This is a genomic window from Pseudoflavonifractor sp. (assembly GCF_050943825.1).
In the GTDB taxonomy this organism is placed as follows: Bacteria; Bacillota; Clostridia; order Oscillospirales; family Oscillospiraceae; genus Pseudoflavonifractor.
Window position 1 is genome coordinate 244,645 of the sequence record NZ_JBMNPX010000003.1, and the last position, 19,086, is coordinate 263,730.

A 19,086-nucleotide genomic window follows, 5' to 3' on the forward strand; every position below is an offset into this window, starting at 1 on the left:
TCAGCCCGCCTCCTTTACAGTCTGGAGATTGGAGATGGCCTGGTTGACGGCGTCCTTCACAGCGGTGGAGGAGATGGTGGCACCGGTGATGGTGTCCACCCCGTCAGCGCTGGTCACACCGGCGAACTGGCTGGTGAAGTCCTCCTCACCGGCCATGGTGCCCAGGCCGGGGGTCTCCTGAGAGCAGTCGGCCACAATGCCGAGAATGGTGTCATTGGTGTCGAAGAACACGGCCACGCGGATCTCGGACAGCATGCCCTGAGCCGCGCCGTACACCACAGTACCCGCGTCGGACACCTTGCCGCCGGCTACGTCGGTGAAGGAAGCGTCGGGATAGTACTCGGCCAGCACATCGTCGGTCAGGTTGGCGGGGGCCTCAGCGGCCTCGGCGGTCTCGCCGCCCTCGTCCGCGTCAGAGCCGCCGGTGGAGCCGCCGGTGACGGCCTCAGCGGTCTTCACGGTCTCCAGGTTGGCAATGGCAATATCCACAGCGCCCTTGATGGCGTCGGAGGTGATGGTAGCGCCGGAGACGCCGTCCACCTCGCTGCCGCTGGTGACGCCAACGAAGCTGTCCATGAACTCGCCATCACCCAGAGGCTGGCCGTAGCCGGGAGTCTCGGAGGAGGTGTCGGAGATGGCGCCGATGATCTTGCCGTCAGCATCAAAGAACACGGCCACGTTCACAGGACCGGCCATACCGGCCTCGGAGGCGTACACAACAGTGCCCGCGTCGGAGGTCTTGCCGCCCACCACGTCGGTGAAGGTGGCGCCGGGATAGTACTCGGCCAGCACGTCGTCGGTCAGGTTGGCGGGAGCCTCGTACACCTCAGCCTCCACAGTGCCGCCGGTGGAGAGCACATAGGCGTCAAAGGCGGTCTGGATAGCGGAGGTCATAGCGTTGGAGGACACGGTGGCGCCGCTGGTGGCCTGGATGCCGGAGGTGTCGGTCATACCGACCAGCTGCTGCTGGTAGGCGGAGCCGTCCTCCACCACCTTGGAGCCGATGCCCTGGGTCTCGGCGTTGCTGAGAACCTTGGTGCCGGTGATGGCGCCGTCGGCATTCAGGCCGACCATGACGGAGATATCGCCGCCGAAGCCCTTGCCGGTGGTGGTGAACACATAGCCGGCGCCGTTGCCGGCAGCCTTGGCAGCGGTGACGCCCTCGGGCAGCTCCACGCCGGTGATGTCGGTAAAGTCGCTGCCCTCGGGCAGGACCACCTTCAGAGCGGCCTCAGCCGCAGCCGCGGCCTGGGCCTCGATGACGGGAGCGGTGAGCTGGTTGGTGACGGCCAGCGCCGCGGTGATGACAAGGCCGATGCAGGTCAGCACCACAATGGGAGCGATCATCTTCCAGACCTTGTTTTCCGCCTTGTTTGCCTTCTGAATCATGCCTTTTCACCTCCAAACGCCTTGTGCTTGGTGAGCTTGTCAATGTGGGGCGTGAGAATGTTCATCAGCAGGATGGCGTAGCTGACGCCCTCGGGGGTAGCGCCCCAGAGGCGGACCATCATGGTCAGCAGGCCGCAGCCCACGCCGTAGATCAGCTTGCCCACATTGGTCATGGGGGAGGTGGTGTAGTCGGTGGCCATGAAGAAGGCACCCAGGAGCAGGCCGCCGCCCATCAGCTGGATGGACAGATCCTGCTGGGCAATGAGGGAGATGACAGCCACAGTGCCGATGTAAGCCACGGGGATGTGCCAGGTGATGACCTTCCGCACCAGCAGGTACACGCCGCCGATGATGAGGGCCAGAGCGCAGGTCTCGCCCAGGGAGCCGGCGTGGTTGCCCAGGAACATGGTCATCACACCGGGGTTGGCGGCGCCGTCAGCCAGGGGGGTGGCGCCGGACACGCCGTCCAGGTTGAAGGTGGTCATGGCGCCGTTGAAGCCGCAGATAAGCAGCACCACACGGGCGGTGATGGCGGGGTTGGCGAAGTTCTGGCCGATGCCGCCGAAGAGCTGCTTGACCACCACGATGGCGATGATGCTGCCCAGAGCGGCGATCCACAGGGGGATGTCATAGGGCAGGCAGAAGGAGAGCAGCACGCCGGTGACGGCGGCGGACAGGTCGGTGATGGTGACGGGCCGCTTGACGGCCTTCTCAAAGATGAACTCGGACAGCACGGCGGCCACAACGCACACGGCGGTGACCAGCAGGGCATTGATGCCGAAAATCACAATGGACGCAATGAACGCAGGAGCAAGGGCGATGAGCACGTCCCGCATGATGGACTGGGTGTCTTCCTTGGCCCAGATGTGGGGTGCGGGGGTCACGGAGAGCAGCTTCACGACTTGCTCACCTCCTTCTTGGGCTGGCTGGCCAGGAACCGCTTGGCCAGCTTGTTGTTGGTGACCAGGTCACGACGGGCGGGGCAGACATAGGCGCAGCAGCCGCACTCAATGCACAGGTCGGCGCGGATGCTCCGCAGCCACTCCACGTCCCGCTGCTCGTAGGCCTTGGAGATCTCGAAGGCCATCAGATTCATGGGGCAGTGGTCCACGCACCGGCCGCAGCGGATGCAGGCGGTGGTGGCGGGCTTGGCGGCGTCCTTCTCGTTGAGGGCCACGAAGCCGTTGTTGTTCCACAGCAGGGGGAAGTCCAGGTCGGGCAGGGCGATACCCATCATGGGGCCGCCGGCGAAGATCTTGGCGGGCTCACCCTTGAAGCCGCCCACAGCGGCGAACAGGTCGCCCACGGGGGTGCCGATGGGGGCGGTGATGACGCCGGGGGTGTTGACGGCAGAGCCGTCCACGGAGACGGTCTTGCTCACCAGAGGCATACCGGTGCGCAGGTACCGGGCGATGAAGGCGGCGGTGTTCACGTTGAGCACGATGCAGCCGGCGTCCTTGGGCAGCTTGCCGCCGGGGACGGTACGGCCGGTGGTCTCGTGGATCAGCATCTTCTCAGCGCCCACGGGGTAGTACTCCCGCAGCTGCTTGATCTCCACGCCGCTCATGCCCTTGAAGGCATCCTCCAGGCCCTTGGGGGGGTGCTTGACGCCCACAATGGCCTTCTCGATGCCCAGCATCTCCTTGACGATGCGCACGCCCTCAGCCATGTCGGCGGCATAGTCCCGCATGGCGATGTAGTCCACGGTGCAGTAGGGCTCGCACTCGCTGCCGTTGATGATCAGACGATCCACAGTGGCGTTGAGCTTCACCCAGGTGGGGAAGCCGGCGCCGCCCAGACCCACCAGTCCGCTCTTGCGGACGGCGTCCAGCAGCTCCTGCATGTTGGTGACCTTGGGGACCTCAATGCCGTCCCAGACGGTCTGCTGTCCGTCGGAGGCGATGACAATGCAGTCCACAATGCTGCCGTTGGGCATGCGCAGGGACTCAATGCCCTCCACCGTGCCCGACACGCTGGCGTACATCGGCACACCGATGCCCTGGCCCTGGGTGGCGATCGGCTGGCCCACGGCCACCGTGTCGCCCTTCTTCACCAGAATGGTACTGGTGTTGGCGCCCAGAAGCGACAGGGGTATCCGGACCCGCGCGGGCACCGTCATCTGCACGGGAGTGCAGGAAGCGGTGTTTTTACGACCCGCCAGGCGGATTCCTTTTCCCATTCCCATAGTTCTTGACCACTCCTTTTCTACAAGGCGCGGGGCCTCACCCCGCGATTTGGGACAAATTCTGACACCTTCGCATATATTCCGCATTCCGCGGGTACACTGCTTCACCCGGTACCGGGAGCCGCTCCCTCTCTCGAAGGGCTCTCAGCCGTTGTTCAGCAGGGTCAGACGATCGTTGAGCCCGGACGTCCAGGAGACCTGTTCGTCCCGGGTAATAAAGACGGCCTCCACGCCGTCCAGGCCCTCCACAAAGGCGGTCCCATCCTCCAGACCCATGGCAAACACGGTGGTGGAGAGGGCGTCGGCGTCAAAGGCGTCGTCGGCCAGTATGGTGATGCCCGCCAGCTCGTTCTGCACGGGCCAGCCGGTGGAGGTATCCAGAATATGGTGGTAGCGCACGCCGTCCAGGTCAAAGCCGCGCTCGTAGATGCCGCTGGTAACCACGGCGCTGTCGCTCACCGGCACCACGGCGATACTCTCGCCGGTGGTGGAGGCGGGGTCCTGAATGCCGATGTTCCAGTCGGAGCCGTCGGGCTTGGTGCCGATGGCCAGCACGTTGCCGCCGAAGTTGAGCATGCCGCAGGTGATGCCCCGATCCACCAGGAAATCCTTGATGCGGTCGGTGATGTACCCCTTGGCAATGGCGCCAAGGTCAATGGTCTCCCCCGCGGGGAGCTGGACGCCCTCGTCGGTTACGTCCACCTTGGTGTAGTCCACGTGGGACGCGGCCTCGGCCAGCTCGGCCTCGTCGGGCAGAACGCCCATGTTCTCGCCGGTGAAGTCCCACAGGGCCACACAGGGCTCAATGGTGATGTCAAACTTGCCGTCGGACAGCTCAGAATATTCCAGAGCCTTGCGGATGATGTCCAGGGTCTCCTGGCTGACGGCCACCCGCTCTCCATTGGCGTGGTTAATCTTCCACACGTCGGAGCCTTCCTTGGTCTTGCTCAGCAGGTCGTCGTACCGCTGGCACTCGGCAATGGCGTCGTCCAGGATGGACTCGTCGTTGGTGTAGGCCTCAATGGTGATGACGGTATCGAAGAAAAAGCCCACCCGGCTCTGCTTGGACAGGCCTGTCTCCACGGCGGGGGACGTGGTGGGGGCCGCCGAGCCCTGGGTACCCTGGGGCTGGCAGGCGGTGAGCAGGCTCAGGGCCAGCAGACCGGCCAGTGCGGCGGCAATGGTACGGTGTCTCATTTGGGTTCCTCCTGGGAGTGCTCCGGCTCAGGCTCCGGCTTGGAATTTTTGTCTGGCATGGACACGTTCTCCATCCCCGAGGCCTTCAGGCCCTGGATGGCATACTTGGCGGCAATGCCGGTGAGGACGCCGGTGACCACGGCGGCCACCAGCAGGAAGGGCACATAGCCCATCAGTGCGGCGGTATTCACCACCAGGGCGGCCACAGCGGTCTGGCCCGCGTTGTGGAACACGGCGCCCACCACGGACACGCCCAGAATGGACACGCCCTCGCCGCCCAGCTTTTTCACCAGCAGCATCATGACCAGGCTGCACAGTCCGCCGCCGAAGCTGAACATCATGGCGGACACACCGCCGTACATCAGGCCGGACAGGCCTACCTTCAGGATCATCAGCAGGAAGGCGCTCTTGGCGTCCAGCAGGTAGATGGCGTAGAGCAGCACGGTGTTGGCCAGGCCCAGCTTGATGCCGGGGATGCCGCCGGGCATGGGAATGAGGTGCTCGATATAGCCCAGCACCACGGCCACCGCCGTCAGCAGGGCCATGCGGGTCAGCCACCGGACATTCTGCTGTCCCCGGCGGTTCATGTGGTCTCCTCGCTGGCCAGGCGCAGCTCAATGGAGATGCCGTTGGGCAGGCACACAACCCAGTTGCGCATGGGCCGGGTGTCCACATTTTCGGCGGTCATGGAGCCCTGGTCCACACAGTCCTGATTCTCGCAGGTGGAGTCGGCCATGTATACCTTGCCGTCCTTGATCTGGACGTGGTTGACCATGCCGTTGCCCTGGTCGATTTCAATCAGTTTGTCCTCGCTGAGCGGATCGGCCTCATAGAGGGTGTCATTGACGTAGATATAGACAAAATCCTCCACACCGCTCTCACGGGACTGGAACAGATTCGCTGCTATAAACGCGGCAAATGCCACAGCCAGTACCGCCACAATGATGATAATGTCGCGTTTTTTCATGGAAGTGCTGTCCTCCAAGCATATGTTTGTTTGGGCATGAAACTTCATGCGCGTGGGGCGCGCCATAAAACCAGGCAAAAGCCGGGGCGCATGAAGTTTATGCGCACGTGGGCTGTCCCGGCCCATGCGCTGTGAGTTCATGGCCGTGCCGCTGAAAGCGGCACATGGCCAACTTTGCTATGCTTTTGCATAGCAAAGCACCCGCAAAAGCGAGCTGTAATAGTATACCGCGACTCGGCAGGATTCGCAAGCAGTTTAGACAAGATTTGTTCACTTTTTCAGCAGTCTTTTCCCGTTTTCACTACAATGCCTTTAATTCAGGCAAAAAAGGCGGGGAGTTTGTGAAATTTGTAGCACAATTGCCCAAGTGCCTCCGAAATTGGCTTTCCTGAGGTGGAAATGTATTCCTGTGCTTGACAAACATCTGTTCTAATGCCATAATATTCGTACAAACGTTCCTATGCTTTTGGAGGGCTGTCCCATGGAGCTGATGGATAAGCTGACCATACTCACCGACGCGGCAAAATATGACGCCGCCTGTACCTCCAGCGGCCTGGATCGGGCGGGCCGTCCGGGGACCATGGGCTCCACCATGGCCGCGGGCTGCTGCCACTCCTTCTCCGCTGACGGGCGGTGCATCTCCCTGCTGAAGGTGCTGCTCACCAACCGATGCATCTACGACTGCCAGTACTGCGTCAACCGCCGGTCCAACGACGTGCGCCGCACCGCCTTCACCCCCCGTGAGCTGTGCGAGCTCACCATCGGCTTTTACCGGCGCAACTATATCGAGGGATTGTTCCTGTCCTCCGCCGTATGGGGCAGCCCGGACAAAACCACCGAGCTGATGATTGAGACATTGCGTCTGCTGCGGGAGGAGTACGCCTTCGGCGGATACATCCACGCCAAGGCCATCCCGGGGGCCGACCCCCTCCTCACCCACCGGCTGGGCCTGCTGGCCGACCGGCTCTCGGTGAACATCGAGCTGCCCTCGGAGCAGTCCCTGGGGCTGCTGGCCCCTGACAAGGCCAAGACCTCCATCCTCACCCCCATGGCCCAGATCCGGGACGGCATCGCCGCCTCCAGAGGGGAACTGGCCCTCTCCCGGAAGGCGCCCAGATTCGCCCCGGCGGGACAGTCCACCCAGATGATTGTGGGGGCCACGCCGGAGACCGATTTTCAAATTCTCCGCCTCACCGAGGGGCTGTACAAAAAGTACCGGCTCAAGCGGGTGTTCTTCTCCGCCTATATGCCCGTGTCGGACAGCAAGCTGCTCCCCGCGCCCCAGGGCTTCAAGCCGCCCCTGCTGCGGGAGCACCGGCTCTATCAGGCCGACTGGCTGCTGCGGTACTACCACTTTGAGGCCCACGAGCTGCTGGACGAGGCCAACCCCAATTTCAACCCTCTGGTGGACCCCAAGTGCTCCTGGGCGCTGGCTCACCCGGCGTTCTTCCCTGTGGAGGTAAATACCGCTGACTACGAGGCCCTGCTGCGTGTGCCCGGTATCGGCGTCACCTCGGCCCGGCGGATTCTCTCCGCCCGGCGGTGGGGTGCCCTCACCTTCCAGGGGCTGAAAAAGCTGGGGGTGGTGCTCAAACGGGCCCAGTACTTCCTCACCTGCTCGGGAAAGACAGCGGAGGGCCTGCGGGTGAAGGAGGACGGCATTCTCCGCCACCTGGTGGCACTGGAGCGGCCCATGCTCTCCCGGGAGGTCCCGGAGCAGCTGAGCCTGTTTGAGGAGACGGGATAATGGGAAACTACGACATGACCGGCTGGCCCCAGGTGGCCTACACCTACGACGGCACCTTTGACGGCTTTCTCACCTGCGTCTACGAGAGCTATGTCCACCATGAGCGGGCGGCGGCCTTCTCCGCCCCCGGCCAGGCCCAGCTCTCCCTCTACCCCGAGCGGCCGGTGGACACCCACCCGGACCACGCCCGGCGGGTGCGGCAGTCCCTGCCTCGCCGCCTGTCCCCCCAGGGGGCCCGGCTGGCGGTCTACGGCTTCCTCACCGCCCTGCCCGACCGGGAGCAGCACCTGTACGACTTTCTGGCCCTGGGGTTTGAGCGTGGGCCGTCGGTGCTCCACGACCTGACCGACGAGCGGGTGTTCTCCCTGAACCGGGCGGTAAAATACCTCACCGGGGAGGCACACCTCCTCAAGGGCTTCATCCGCTTCTCCGACCAGAACGGCGTCCTGACGGCGGAGATTGAGCCCCGGAACCGGGTGCTCCCCCTGCTGCGGCCCCACTTCTGCGCCCGGTACCCGTCGGAGGCCTTTATCATCTACGACCGCACCCACCGGGAGGCCCTCTTCTACCGGCCGGGACAGTGGGCCATCATCCCTCTGGAGGACTTCCGGGTGGCCGGGCCGGATAAGGCCGAGCGGGACTGGCGGGCCCTGTGGCGGCAGTTCTACCGCACCGTGTCCATTGAGGGGCGGTACAACCCCCGCTGCCGCATGACCCACATGCCCAAACGGTACTGGGGCTGCATGACGGAATTTCAGACCGATCCGCCTGAGACCTCCCCTGCCCTGCCCGGCGGGGACGGCAGGCCATAACACAAAACCGGGGACGGGAGCTTTCACTCCCGTCCCCGGTTTTTCATCTGTTTATTCCTCGTCCCAGTCGGCGTAGTCGTCGTACTCAGAGTGGCAGCAGCAGGCCCTCTTCTCGGCGATTTTATCCCGGGCGCAGCCCAGCACGGCGGTAATCTTGTCCCAATAGGCGATGACGCAGCAGGCAGCGGCGGCCACTACCATGCACACAGCCACCAGTTTCAGTACAAATTGGACGACCTTTCTCATGTCTGTCGCCTCCTCTTATGAAATGATGGTAATAGTGTACACGTTTTTCGTCCAAATTACAATGACCTGTACAAACTTTTTCCCTTGTATTTTGGACGGAAATAGAATAAAATATAGGAACGAATGAGAAGAAACCAGCTGCCTCACGGCAGTCATCCCCCATAGAAAGGAAGGATCCCCATGAAGCTGCAGACCGAGAAGGGCGAGATACGCATCAGCAGCGATGTGTTCAGCAACATCACCGGCGCCGCCGCCACCAACTGCTACGGCGTGAAGGGTATGGCCGTGCGCTCCACCACCGACGGGCTGGTCCACCTGCTGCGCAGAGAGTCTATGGCCAAGGGCGTCAAGGTCCGTTATCACGACGACTCCACCGTCTCCATCGAGCTCCATATCATTGTGGACAACGGCGTCAACCTGGCGGCTGTGTCCCGCTCCATCATGAGCGAGGTCAAGTACGTGGTCAGCCGCACCACCGGCGTGGAGGTCCGCAACGTGGACGTCTACATTGATTCCATGGTGATCGGCTGAGCCTGGGCTCCGCCGGACCTGTATGACAGAAAGGAACATCGACATGAGAGATACCATTGACGGGGCGTCGTTTCAGCGGATGGTAGTCCACGCCGCGGCCTCCATCAATTCACGCAAGCAGGAGATCAACGAGCTCAACGTTTTCCCTGTGCCCGATGGCGACACCGGCACCAATATGTCCCTGACCATCTCCACCGCCGCGGCGGAGATGAAGAAGAAGGCCGCGTCCACCGTGGGCGAGGCCGCCGCCATGAACGCCTCCGCCCTGCTGCGGGGCGCCCGCGGCAACTCCGGCGTCATTCTGTCCCTGCTGTTCCGGGGCTTCTCCAAGGCCGTGAAGGACAAGGAGACCATTGACGGCCGGGATCTGGCCGTGGCCCTTGACTGGGGCGTGGCCGCCGCCTACAAGGCGGTCATGAAGCCCGCCGAGGGTACCATCCTCACCGTCTCCCGCCTGGCCGCCGCTCAGGCCGCCGCCACCGCCCGGGAGAACAACAGCGCCGAGGCCGTGCTCCAGGCCGCCATTGACGAGGGCCACGTGGCCCTGGACAACACCATCAACCAGAACCCTGTCCTGAAGAAGGCCGGCGTGGTGGATGCCGGCGGCAAGGGCTTCCTGGTCATCCTCCAGGGCATGCTGGACGAGCTGCGGGGCGAGCCCATGCCCGAGGGTTCCGACGAGAGCGCTCCCGCCGCCCCCAAGGACCGGGCCGACTTTGAGAGCTTCTCCACCGAGGAGATCAAGTTCGGCTACTGCACCGAGTTCATCTGCTCCCGGGACAACAAGAAGAAGGACCCGGAGGCACTCCGCGGCTTCCTCAACGCCCTGGGCGATTCCCTGGTGCTGGTGGAGGACGACGACATCATCAAGGTGCATGTCCACACCAACAACCCCGGCAAGGTGCTGGAGGAGGCCCTGACCTACGGCGCCCTCCAGACCGTGAAGATTGAGAACATGCGCAACCAGCACAGCGAGATCCTGGAGGAGGCCGCCCAGGCCCCCGCTCAGGAGGAGCACAAGGTTGCCGCTCCCGAGAAGCCCTACGGCTTTGTGGCGGTGTGCGCCGGCGAGGGCGTGGCCGCCGTGTTCCGTGACCTGGGCGCCGACGGCATCATCAGCGGCGGTCAGACCATGAACCCCTCCACCGAGGATATCATGCGCGAGATCGACAAGACCCCCGCCGAGGTGGTCTTTGTCCTGCCCAACAACAAGAACATCATCATGGCGGCCGAGCAGTGCATCCGCCTGGTGGAGGGCAAGCAGGTGGTGGTCCTGCCCAGCAAGACCGTGCCTCAGGGCATCTCCGCTCTGCTGGCCTTTGACCCGGACAGCTCCGTGGAGGAGAACACCGAGGCCATGGCCGACGCCCTCAAGCGGGTGAGCACCTCCGAGATCACCTACGCCGCCCGTGACTCCGACTTTGACGGCTTTGCCATCAAGCAGGGCGATTATCTGGCTCTGGCTGAGCACCAGCTCTTCGGCACTGACCAGGATATCTACACCCTCCTCCGCCGTCTGGCTGAGGCCCAGCCCCAGCAGGACGCCGAGTTCATCACCGTGTTCTACGGCGAGGACGTCCAGGAGGACGACGCCCAGAAGGCCCTGGCCATCTTCCAGGAGGCATGCCCCAAGGCGGAAATCACCCTTCTGGCCGGCGGCCAGCCCGTGTATTACTACATGATCTCCGCCGAATAATCATTCACGCACACAGGGGCGGCCTATGGGCCGCCCCTGTTTTTTACATTAGCAAAGGAGGATTCAGCATGTACGACTTTACTACCCTCCGCCCCCGGAGGAATATGGGCGCGGAGAAATGGTCCACATTTGAGGCCATGAATGTGGATAACACGGCCCTGGTTCCCTATTCGGTGGCGGACATGGAGTTCGCCGTGGCTCCTCAGATCACCGCTGCCATCCAGAAGGCCGCATCCTTCGGCGTCTACGGCTACACCATCGCCGATGGCCCCTACAAGCAGGCGGTGTGCCGCTGGATGGCCCGGCGCCACCACTGGACCGTGGAGCCGGAGTGGATGTTCCAGACCTTCGGCGTGGTGCCCGCCATGAACCTGGCCGTCCACGCCCTGACCCAGCCCGGCGAGGGAGTCATCATCCAGCCGCCGGTGTACCCGCCCTTCCGCAAGGTGGTGGAAAACACCGGCCGCAAGGTGTGTGAGAACCCCCTGAAGCTGGAGGACGGCCGGTACGTCATGGACCTGGAGGGCCTGGAGGAACTGGCCGCCCGGCCCGACGTGAAGCTGTTCTTCCTCTGCTCCCCCCACAACCCGGTGGGCCGGGTGTGGACCAGGGAGGAGCTCCAGGCGGCGGCGGACATCTGCGCCCGCCACGGCGTCACCGTGTTCTCCGACGAAATCCACGCCGACTTTGTGCATCCCGGCCATGTCCATACCCCCTTTGCCACTCTGGACGGCCCTGCCGCCCGGCAGTGTATTGTGGGCACCTCCGCCAGCAAGAGCTTCAATCTGGCCGGACTGGCCACCGCCAACATCATCGTCCCCGACGGCAGCCTCCGCGCCGCCCTGCTGGGCAAACAGGTGGGGTATACCGGAGAGTACACCAGCTACTTCGGCCTCACCGCCACCCGCACCGCCTATGAGGAGGCGGAGGACTGGCTGGAGGAGCTGCTGGAGGTAATCCGGGGCAATTATGAGTACTGCAAGGCGTTTCTCAAGGAGAAATTCCCCTCCGTTATCACCTATTCCATGGAGGGTACCTACCTGATGTGGTGCGACTTCCGCAGCCTGGGCCTGACGCCCGAGGAGCAGGAGAAGTTCTTCCTCTCCTGCCAGCTCTGCCTGGATGAGGGCTATATCTTCGGGCCCCAGGGCGCGGGCTTTGAGCGCATCAACCTGGCCTGTCCCCGCCAGTGTCTGGAGGCGGCCATGGAGCGGCTGGACCGTGCGGCGGAGGGCCTGCCCCGCTGAGAATTTTTCGTTTGTGAAATATCTATCGTGTATGTTACTTTTTTGACCTATATTGTCTTATTTTTCTCAATAACGAGTTAAAAAATAAACTTATCGGCAAAGTATTGACTTCTCCTGAAAGACATGTATACTTAATGCAAGGACAGATGAGAGAAAAGAAATATAAAAACTCTGTATCCCCGCCTGGCGGGGCTCTGGCCCATCAATCTGATGAAGGAGAGGCGTTGAACATGGGAAGCTATGTGATGGCGGAATCCGCCGAGGTTCACAGCCTGCCCCAGCCGGAGGCGGAGGTCCTGAAGAGGGCTGATGTCGGCGTGAAGCGGAGAAGCGGCGTCCTTACCGGGGCCATGGCCTGGCGGATGGGCATTTACCTGCTGGGCGTGCTGATTCTGGCTGTGGGCAATACCCTGAGCACCCGGGCTCAGCTGGGCGTGTCCCCCATCATCTCCCCTGCCTACGCCATCTCGGAGATCTGGCATATCGACTTCGGCGCCGCCACCATGGGGGTGTACATGGTCTTTATGGCCGTGCAGTTCATTCTCCAGGGCAAGCGCACCCGCAAGCTGGACCTGCTGGAGATCCCCTTCTCCCTGGTGTTCAGCTTCCTGCTCAACTTCTTTACCGCCGGTTTTGACCGCCTGGCGGTGCCCCTGGGGCTGGATACCCCCGCCCTGTGGCAGAAAATCCTGCTGCTGGCCGGTTCGGTGGTGTGCACCGGCGTGGGCGCGGCCATGATCGTGGCCATGGATCTGGTGGCCAGTCCCCCTGACGGCATGGCCCGTGCGGCCGGTATGGCCATGGGCAAGGGTCTGGGCCTGGGCAAGAACACGGTGGACGTGGCCTGCGTCATCGTCTCGGTGTCCCTGTGCCTGCTGGCCGCCGGCCATGTGGTGGGTATCGGCGTGGGCACCCTGGTGGCCATGGTGGCCATCGGCCGGTGCGTGGCCGTGTTCAACCGGCTGGCTCTGGAGCCCATGCGGAAGGCGGCGGGGCTGTGGCCCGCCTGCCCTGCCGGGGCCGAGTGCAACCTGAACTACAAATAACAAAAAAGTCCCGCGAGAGCGCTGCTCTCGCGGGACTTCTGCATTTACAGAACCTTGGACAGGAACTCGATGGTACGGGGCTCCTTGGGGTTGGCAAAGAAGGCGTGGGGCTCATTCTGCTCCAGAATGTGGCCGCCGTCCATAAACAGCACCCGGCTGCCCACCTCACGGGCAAAGCCCATCTCGTGGGTGACCACCACCATGGTCATGCCCTCGTCGGCCAGCTCCTTCATGACGTCCAGCACCTCGCCCACCATCTCAGGGTCCAGGGCGGAGGTGGGCTCGTCAAAGAGCATCACCTTGGGCTTCATAGCCAGGGCGCGGACAATGGCGATACGCTGCTTCTGGCCGCCGGAGAGCTGGGCAGGATAGGACTCGGCCCGGTCTTTCAGGCCCACACGGTCCAGCAGGGTCAGGGCCACCTCGTCGGCCTCCTCCTGGCTCATCAGCTTGGTCTGCACCGGGGCCAGGGTGATGTTCTTCCGGATGGTCATGTTGGGGAACAGGTTGAAGTGCTGGAACACCATGCCCATCTGACGCCGGACGGCGTTGATGTCGGTCTTTTTGTCGTTGACCACAGTGCCCTCAAAGATGATTTTACCCTTCGTGGGGGTCTCCAGCAGGTTGAGGCAGCGCAGGAAGGTGGACTTGCCCGAGCCGGAGGGCCCGATGATGACCACCTTTTCTCCCTGCTCAATGTGCTCGGAGATATCGTCCAGCACCAGGTGGCTGCCGAAGGATTTACTCAGATGTTCAACGTCTATCACTTTCCCGCAGCCTCCTTTCCATGTAGCCGAAGATAATCGAGAGGGTCTTGGTGATTGCGAAGTAGGCCACGGCGATGATGAACAGAGGGGCCGAGGCATCATAGGTCAGGCTCTGGATGGAGGAGTAGACCTTGGTCAGGTCCACCAGGGCGATATAGCCCACCACGGCGGTCTCCTTCACCAGTACGATGAACTCGCTGGTGTATGTAGGCAGGCAGTTCTTGATGGCCTGGGGGAAGATGATGTGCCACATGGTCTGGGCACGGCTCAGACCCAGACTGCGGCCAGCCTCCATCTGTCCCGGGTCAACTGCGTTGATTCCCGAGCGGTATATCTCAGCCATATATGCCGAAGAGTTGAGACCAAAGGCGATAATAGCCACCAGGGTCTTGTTGTCGGTCACATTCAGCAGGACCACGTTGTACATGATCAGCAGCTGAACCACCACAGGAATGCCGCGGATAATGTCGATATACGCAGTGGCCGGCCCCCGGAGAATCCGGTGCCGGGACAGGCGCATCAGGCACAGCACCATGCCGAACACGGTACTGATGCAGATTGCGCCCAGGGTAATCAGGAGGGTAGTGCCAAGGCCGCCCAGGTAGAGCCGCCAGCGGTCCTCAAACAGGAACGCCGCATACAGCTTCTCTCCAAAGTCCGCCAGCCCCTGGCCAAAGCCAGTGCTCAGGAACCATGCACCAAATGACAGGGTAATCGCCGCCTTTCTCTAGAGCGCACGGAAGCCTGCGCTCTTTCAGCGCAGGCTGTCCGCGGTATTTCACGTTAACTTTGCAGGAATCAGGCCTCGGGCTTGAGCACCACGATGGACTGGGTGGCCTCATAGTAGCCGTCGGTGAAGTTGGCGTTCTTCTCCCGCTCCTCGTTGCGGGTCAGGCCGGCGGCGATGAAGTCAATCCGGCCGGACTGCAGGGCAGGAATCAGAGCGTCGAAGTCCATGTTCTCGATGGTGACCTCATAGCCCATCTCAGCGCAGAGGTACTTGACGAAGTCCACGTCGAAGCCGGTGGGAGTACCGTCGCTGGTCAGGTACTCGAAGGGCTCGAACTCGCAGTTGGTGCCCATGACCAGAGTGCCCTTGGGGTTCTCAACGGGCTTGAGCTCGGGCAGGGTGGCGTCCTCTTCCTTGGAGATGTACTTGGCAACCAGAGCGTCAAAGGTGCCGTTCTCCTTCAGGGTAGCCATAGCGGTGTTGAACTCCTCAGCCAGAGCGGCGCCCTCGTCGTTCTTCTGGGTGGCGATGGCGTAGGTCTCGCTCTCCTCGCTGGCGGGGAAGTCCAGAATCATCAGCTTGTCGGGGTTGGCGTTCACCAGAGCCTGGGCGGGGTTGGAGTCAATCACAACGCAGTCCACACGGCCGTTCATCAGCTCCATGGCGCAGGCGGTAGCGGCCTTGAAGGCGCTGATTTGGGTGCCCTCGATAGCGGAGGCCACGTCGTTGCCGGTGGTGCCCTCCTGAACGGCGATCTTGGCGCCCTTCAGGTCATCCACGGAGGTCCAGGCGGCGGGGCCGGTGACCTCGGCGGTCAGGCTCTCAGTGGGAGCGGTGCTGCCGGAGGGAGCGGGGCTGTTGGTGTCGCCGCCGGTGGTATCGCTGCCGCAGCCGGCCAGCAGGGAAAGGCTCATACCCGCGGCAAGAGCAAATGCAAGAACTTTCTTCCACGTCTTCATATTCATTCTCTCCTTAATCCACTGGGGATTTTTGATTGACTGGATTATACACCATATGCAGGGATAATGCAAGCATTTTTTGAATTTTTTTCAGAAAGATTCCGAATATGATGAATGAATATTCATTTTAAGGCAGATTGAACAGAGACAGCAGAAAAAAGACACCGGCTCTTGTGCGACTGGCCGGAAGAAAAGGACATCCGGAGACGGCAGGATATGAATAGCTATGCAGCCCGGCAGCGCGGCAGAGGAAAAAAGAGGGCCGGTCTTGCGACCGGCCCTCTGGAAGGCTGAGATTAGCCCTGAGTGCAGTTGTAGAACAGGAAGTTGCCCAGCGGGGTGTAGAACATGCCGTGGACGTTGTCGGAGACCATATAGGGGTTGGAGTAGTAGTACAGAGGAGCAACGGCGCAGTCAGTCTCGATGAGGAGCTTCTCGGCCTCATGCATCAGCTCCATACGGCCAGCGGCGTCAGAGTCGGACAGCACGGTCTTCATCATCTCGTCGTAAGCGGGGTTGGAGTAGTGAGCATCGTTGTTGCCGTTGTCGGTCATGAACATATCCAGGAAGGACACGGGGTCGTTGTAGTCAGCAATCCAGCCGTTGCGGCAGATGCTGTAATCGCCCTTGGAACGGGTCTCCAGGAACACGTTCCAGTCCTGGTTGTTCAGGGTCACGTTGACGCCCAGGACCTCTTTCCACATCTGCTGGAGAGCCTCGGCGATGGCGCCGTGCTTCTCATCGGTGTTGTAGAGGTAGGTCACCTCGGGGAAGCCCTCGCCGTTCTCATAGCCGGCCTCGGCCAGGAGCTGACGGGCCTTCTCGCAGTTGGCCTCGTAGTCGGCAGGATCAACGCTGTAATAGTCGCCGCCCACCTCGCGGAAGGTAGGACCATCGGTGCCCTCGGCGTCAACGACGTTCTCGGGGACCCAAGCGCCGGCGGGAATCTCACCAGCCTGGGTGACGTTCTCCACCAGGAAGTTACGGTCGATGGCCAGAGAGAAAGCCTGACGGATGCGGACGTCGTTGAAGGGCTCCTTCTGGTTGTTGAAGCAGGCATAGTAGGTGCCCAGGTAGTCGCCGGGGATCAGAGTGCCCTCAACCAGCAGGGTAGCAACCTCGTCGGTGGGGGGATTCTGCATCACGTCCAGAGCGCCGCTCTGGAAGGCGGTCAGCATGGAGTTGGCGTTGTCCATCAGCTTGAAGGTCAGAGTGTCCAGCTCGATGTCGGCAGCGCCGTAGTACTTGTCGTTCTTGGCCATGACGATCTCAGCGTCGTGGGTCCAGGACTGCAGCTTGAAGGGGCCGTTGGACACATAGGTGTCGGGGCTCTGAGTCCAGGTGGCGTTGCCCTCAACCACGTCCTCACGCAGAGGCATGGTGTTGGGGAAGGCGCAGATGTCCAGGAAGTAGGGGCAGTCATAGGTCAGGTGAACGGCGAAGGTCTTGTCGTCCACGGCCTCAACGCCCAGCTCGGACTTGTCCTTCTCGCCGGCGATGATCTCGTTGGCGTTCACAACCATGGCGATGATGGTGGAGTAGGGGGAAGCAGTGGCGGGATCCACCAGACGGCGCCAGGAGTAGACGAAGTCGTTGGCGGTCACAGGCTGGCCGTCAGACCAGTAGATGTCGTCACGCAGGGTGAAGGTGTAGGTAAAGGTGCCGTCGCCGTTGTCAGTGACCTCGGGCTCGGCGGCAGCCTGACCGGGAACCAGCACAGCGGTAGCGCCGTTGCGGCCATCGCCGGAGGGATCGCTGTCAGTATACTTGTACAGGCCCTCGAAGAGGTGGCTGATCATGATGTTGCCGTCCACGGTGCGGTTGAGGCCGGGATCCATGGTCTCGGGCTCAGAAGCAAAGCAGACGTTCAGGTTAAAGGTGTCGCCGGTGGACTGGCTGGGCTCAGTGGTCTGGCTGGGCTCAGTGGAGCCAGAGGGGGCGGGGGTGTTCTGGCCGCCGGTCTCATTGTTGCCGCAGGCCGCCAGAAGGCTGACGGACATGGTGCCGGCAAGAAGCAGAGACAGAAGCTTCTTCCAATTCTTCATTCTAAAACCTCCCATTTGTCTTTGTATCGTTACGCCGGTTGGCGTGATACACAGCGAGCGGTGCGCCGGTTCATTTCCCTGGGGAAATGAGGAAACCCGCACGGCGGGTTTCCAACCAGGTGCTGAAGAACAACATTTGTCCATGTCAGGACAACATGGTGTTTGAGCCATTATACCACGGCTCTTTCCCCATGTAAAGCGATTTGTTGCAAAAGTGTTAAATCTTAAGTTCGCGCCTCTCTGCGGTCGGGCAGAGAGGCGCACATAGAGAGCGTAATAAACGGCCCCATCAGCCCAGCAGGTGGCAGGCAGCCCAGTGGCCAGGCGCATGAACCCAGCCAGCCTTTGGCTGACCAGGGACCCATATTTTTATCTGCACGGGCGGAGTGAATCCGCCCGGCATCAAGGTTTTGCCGCTGAGGGGCAAAACGCTTGTACGCCGCAGTGCGGCGGCTCGCTTACGCTCGCAGGAGCATGCGCCCCGTTAGCCCAGCAGATGGCAGGCAGCCCAGTGGCCGGGCGCATGCTCCTTGAACTCGGGGGCAGCCTCCTTGCACTTGTCGGTGGCGTAGGGACAGCGGGTGTGGAACCGGCAGCCTCTGGGCGGATTCATGGGAGAGGGAATATCACCCTCCAGCACGATACGCTGACGCTGGCGGCTCACCTCCGGGTCGGGCACCGGCACGGCGGAGAGCAGGGTCTTGGTGTAGGGATGGATGGGGTTCTTGTTCAGCTCATAGCTGTCGGCCAGCTCCACCAGGCTGCCCAGGTACATGACGCCGATGCGGTTGGAGATGTGCCGCACCACGGACAGGTCGTGGGCAATGAACAGGTAGGTCAGGCCCAGGTCGGCCTGCATATCCTCCAGCATATTGACCACCTGGGACTGGATGGACACGTCCAGAGCGGAGATGGGCTCGTCACAGACAATGAATTCGGGCTTCACAGCCAGAGCACGGGCGATACCCACGCGCTGCTGCTGGCCGCCGGAGAACTCATGGGGATACCGGTTGGCATGCTCGGTGTTCAGGCCAACCATGCCCAGCAGCTCCTTGATGCGGTCGGTCCGCTCCTGCTTGCTGGAGTAGAGCTTGTGGATATCCAGAGCCTCACCAATGATCTCGCCCACGGTCATACGGGGGTCCAGAGAGGCAGAGGGATCCTGGAAAATAATCTGCATCTTGCGGCGGTAGGGCAGCATGTTGGCCTGATGGTACTTGGGCACCTTGGTATGGATGCTGTTGCCCTTCTCGTCCTTGGGCCAGGGGTCCTGACCCTCAAAAATGGTCTCGCCATTGTAGATGATCTTGCCGGAGGTGGGGGTGTAGAGCTGCAGAATGGTACGGCCCAGGGTGGTCTTACCGCAGCCGGACTCGCCCACCAGGCCCAGGGTCTCGCCCCGGCGGATGAAGAGGGACACGTCCTCCACAGCCTGCACGCCGGGACCCTTTACGCCCTTGACGCGGAAATACTTTTTCAGGTGGTCGACCTGAACGAGGATATCATTTTTCTCACTCATGGC

At 62.1% G+C, this 19,086-nt stretch carries 18 protein-coding genes; 6 read left to right on the forward strand and 12 right to left on the reverse strand.

Features of this window, described 5'->3' with window-relative positions:
• The 6 genes from ACOX7T_RS05115 to ACOX7T_RS05140 all read right to left on the reverse strand — a co-directional run bounded on the left by ACOX7T_RS05115 (nt 1) and on the right by ACOX7T_RS05140 (nt 5,738).
• Entirely contained in the window at nt 1-1,389 is a 1,389-nt protein-coding gene (locus ACOX7T_RS05115; RefSeq protein ID WP_433440522.1) for an FMN-binding protein, read from the reverse strand.
• On the reverse strand, nt 1,386-2,288 hold the full coding sequence (locus ACOX7T_RS05120; protein ID WP_433440524.1) for an RnfABCDGE type electron transport complex subunit D: 903 nt from the start codon (nt 2,286-2,288) through the stop codon (nt 1,386-1,388). Before ACOX7T_RS05120 ends, ACOX7T_RS05115 begins: the two co-directional genes overlap by 4 nt.
• A complete protein-coding gene (locus ACOX7T_RS05125) occupies nt 2,285-3,574 on the reverse strand; it encodes an RnfABCDGE type electron transport complex subunit C (protein WP_433440526.1) in 1,290 nt (429 codons plus the stop codon). Before ACOX7T_RS05125 ends, ACOX7T_RS05120 begins: the two co-directional genes overlap by 4 nt.
• Nucleotides 3,575-3,718: 144 nt before the next feature.
• Nucleotides 3,719-4,771 (reverse strand): FAD:protein FMN transferase, encoded by a 1,053-nt coding sequence (locus ACOX7T_RS05130; protein ID WP_433440528.1) that lies wholly within the window; start codon nt 4,769-4,771, stop codon nt 3,719-3,721.
• The gene (locus ACOX7T_RS05135) at nt 4,768-5,358 is read right to left on the reverse strand and encodes a Gx transporter family protein (protein WP_433440530.1); all 591 of its coding nucleotides are present in this window, start codon (nt 5,356-5,358) and stop codon (nt 4,768-4,770) included. The genes ACOX7T_RS05130 and ACOX7T_RS05135 overlap by 4 nt, the downstream gene beginning before the upstream one ends.
• Nucleotides 5,355-5,738 carry a NusG domain II-containing protein gene (locus ACOX7T_RS05140; protein WP_433440532.1) on the reverse strand — a complete coding sequence of 128 codons (384 nt, stop codon included), beginning with the start codon at nt 5,736-5,738 and terminating at the stop codon, nt 5,355-5,357. Before ACOX7T_RS05140 ends, ACOX7T_RS05135 begins: the two co-directional genes overlap by 4 nt.
• Before the next feature lie 481 nt (nt 5,739-6,219).
• Here ACOX7T_RS05140 and ACOX7T_RS05145 point away from each other — a divergent pair, with 481 nt between their 5' ends.
• Nucleotides 6,220-7,485 carry a putative DNA modification/repair radical SAM protein gene (locus ACOX7T_RS05145; RefSeq protein ID WP_433440534.1) on the forward strand — a complete coding sequence of 422 codons (1,266 nt, stop codon included), beginning with the start codon at nt 6,220-6,222 and terminating at the stop codon, nt 7,483-7,485.
• The gene (locus tag ACOX7T_RS05150; protein WP_433440536.1) at nt 7,485-8,297 is read left to right on the forward strand and encodes a TIGR03915 family putative DNA repair protein; all 813 of its coding nucleotides are present in this window, start codon (nt 7,485-7,487) and stop codon (nt 8,295-8,297) included. The genes ACOX7T_RS05145 and ACOX7T_RS05150 overlap by 1 nt, the downstream gene beginning before the upstream one ends.
• Before the next feature lie 51 nt (nt 8,298-8,348).
• Here ACOX7T_RS05150 and ACOX7T_RS05155 read toward each other — a convergent pair whose 3' ends face one another.
• Nucleotides 8,349-8,543 carry a hypothetical protein gene (locus tag ACOX7T_RS05155; RefSeq protein ID WP_433440538.1) on the reverse strand — a complete coding sequence of 65 codons (195 nt, stop codon included), beginning with the start codon at nt 8,541-8,543 and terminating at the stop codon, nt 8,349-8,351.
• Nucleotides 8,544-8,723: 180 nt separating this feature from the next.
• On the opposite strand from ACOX7T_RS05155, the gene ACOX7T_RS05160 reads away from it, so the two are divergent.
• From ACOX7T_RS05160 to ACOX7T_RS05175, 4 genes are all read left to right on the forward strand, one after another.
• Complete coding sequence (locus ACOX7T_RS05160) at nt 8,724-9,074, forward strand: Asp23/Gls24 family envelope stress response protein (RefSeq protein WP_006571925.1); 351 nt, start codon at nt 8,724-8,726, stop codon at nt 9,072-9,074.
• Between the two features lie 43 nt (nt 9,075-9,117).
• Nucleotides 9,118-10,770, forward strand: a complete 1,653-nt coding sequence (locus tag ACOX7T_RS05165; RefSeq protein ID WP_433440540.1) for a DAK2 domain-containing protein — start codon at nt 9,118-9,120, stop codon at nt 10,768-10,770.
• A gap of 68 nt (nt 10,771-10,838) precedes the next feature.
• Nucleotides 10,839-12,017 carry a MalY/PatB family protein gene (locus tag ACOX7T_RS05170; protein ID WP_433440542.1) on the forward strand — a complete coding sequence of 393 codons (1,179 nt, stop codon included), beginning with the start codon at nt 10,839-10,841 and terminating at the stop codon, nt 12,015-12,017.
• A 230-nt stretch (nt 12,018-12,247) separates the two neighbouring features.
• Nucleotides 12,248-13,063, forward strand: coding sequence for a YczE/YyaS/YitT family protein (locus tag ACOX7T_RS05175; RefSeq protein WP_433440544.1), 816 nt, complete (start codon nt 12,248-12,250; stop codon nt 13,061-13,063).
• Nucleotides 13,064-13,107: 44 nt separating this feature from the next.
• On the opposite strand, the gene ACOX7T_RS05180 is transcribed toward ACOX7T_RS05175, so the two are convergent.
• The 5 genes from ACOX7T_RS05180 to ACOX7T_RS05200 form a co-directional block, all read right to left on the reverse strand.
• Nucleotides 13,108-13,830 carry an amino acid ABC transporter ATP-binding protein gene (locus ACOX7T_RS05180; protein WP_433440546.1) on the reverse strand — a complete coding sequence of 241 codons (723 nt, stop codon included), beginning with the start codon at nt 13,828-13,830 and terminating at the stop codon, nt 13,108-13,110.
• Nucleotides 13,817-14,545, reverse strand: a complete 729-nt coding sequence (locus ACOX7T_RS05185; RefSeq protein ID WP_433440592.1) for an amino acid ABC transporter permease — start codon at nt 14,543-14,545, stop codon at nt 13,817-13,819. Before ACOX7T_RS05185 ends, ACOX7T_RS05180 begins: the two co-directional genes overlap by 14 nt.
• An 83-nt stretch (nt 14,546-14,628) precedes the next feature.
• Nucleotides 14,629-15,519, reverse strand: coding sequence for a transporter substrate-binding domain-containing protein (locus ACOX7T_RS05190; RefSeq protein ID WP_433440548.1), 891 nt, complete (start codon nt 15,517-15,519; stop codon nt 14,629-14,631).
• A 296-nt stretch (nt 15,520-15,815) separates the two neighbouring features.
• Nucleotides 15,816-17,564: a peptide ABC transporter substrate-binding protein gene (locus ACOX7T_RS05195; RefSeq protein ID WP_433440549.1), complete on the reverse strand. Its 1,749-nt coding sequence runs from the start codon at nt 17,562-17,564 to the stop codon at nt 15,816-15,818.
• Nucleotides 17,565-18,048: 484 nt separating this feature from the next.
• The gene (locus tag ACOX7T_RS05200) at nt 18,049-19,083 is read right to left on the reverse strand and encodes an ABC transporter ATP-binding protein (protein WP_433440551.1); all 1,035 of its coding nucleotides are present in this window, start codon (nt 19,081-19,083) and stop codon (nt 18,049-18,051) included.
• Between the last annotated feature and the right edge of the window lie 3 nt (nt 19,084-19,086).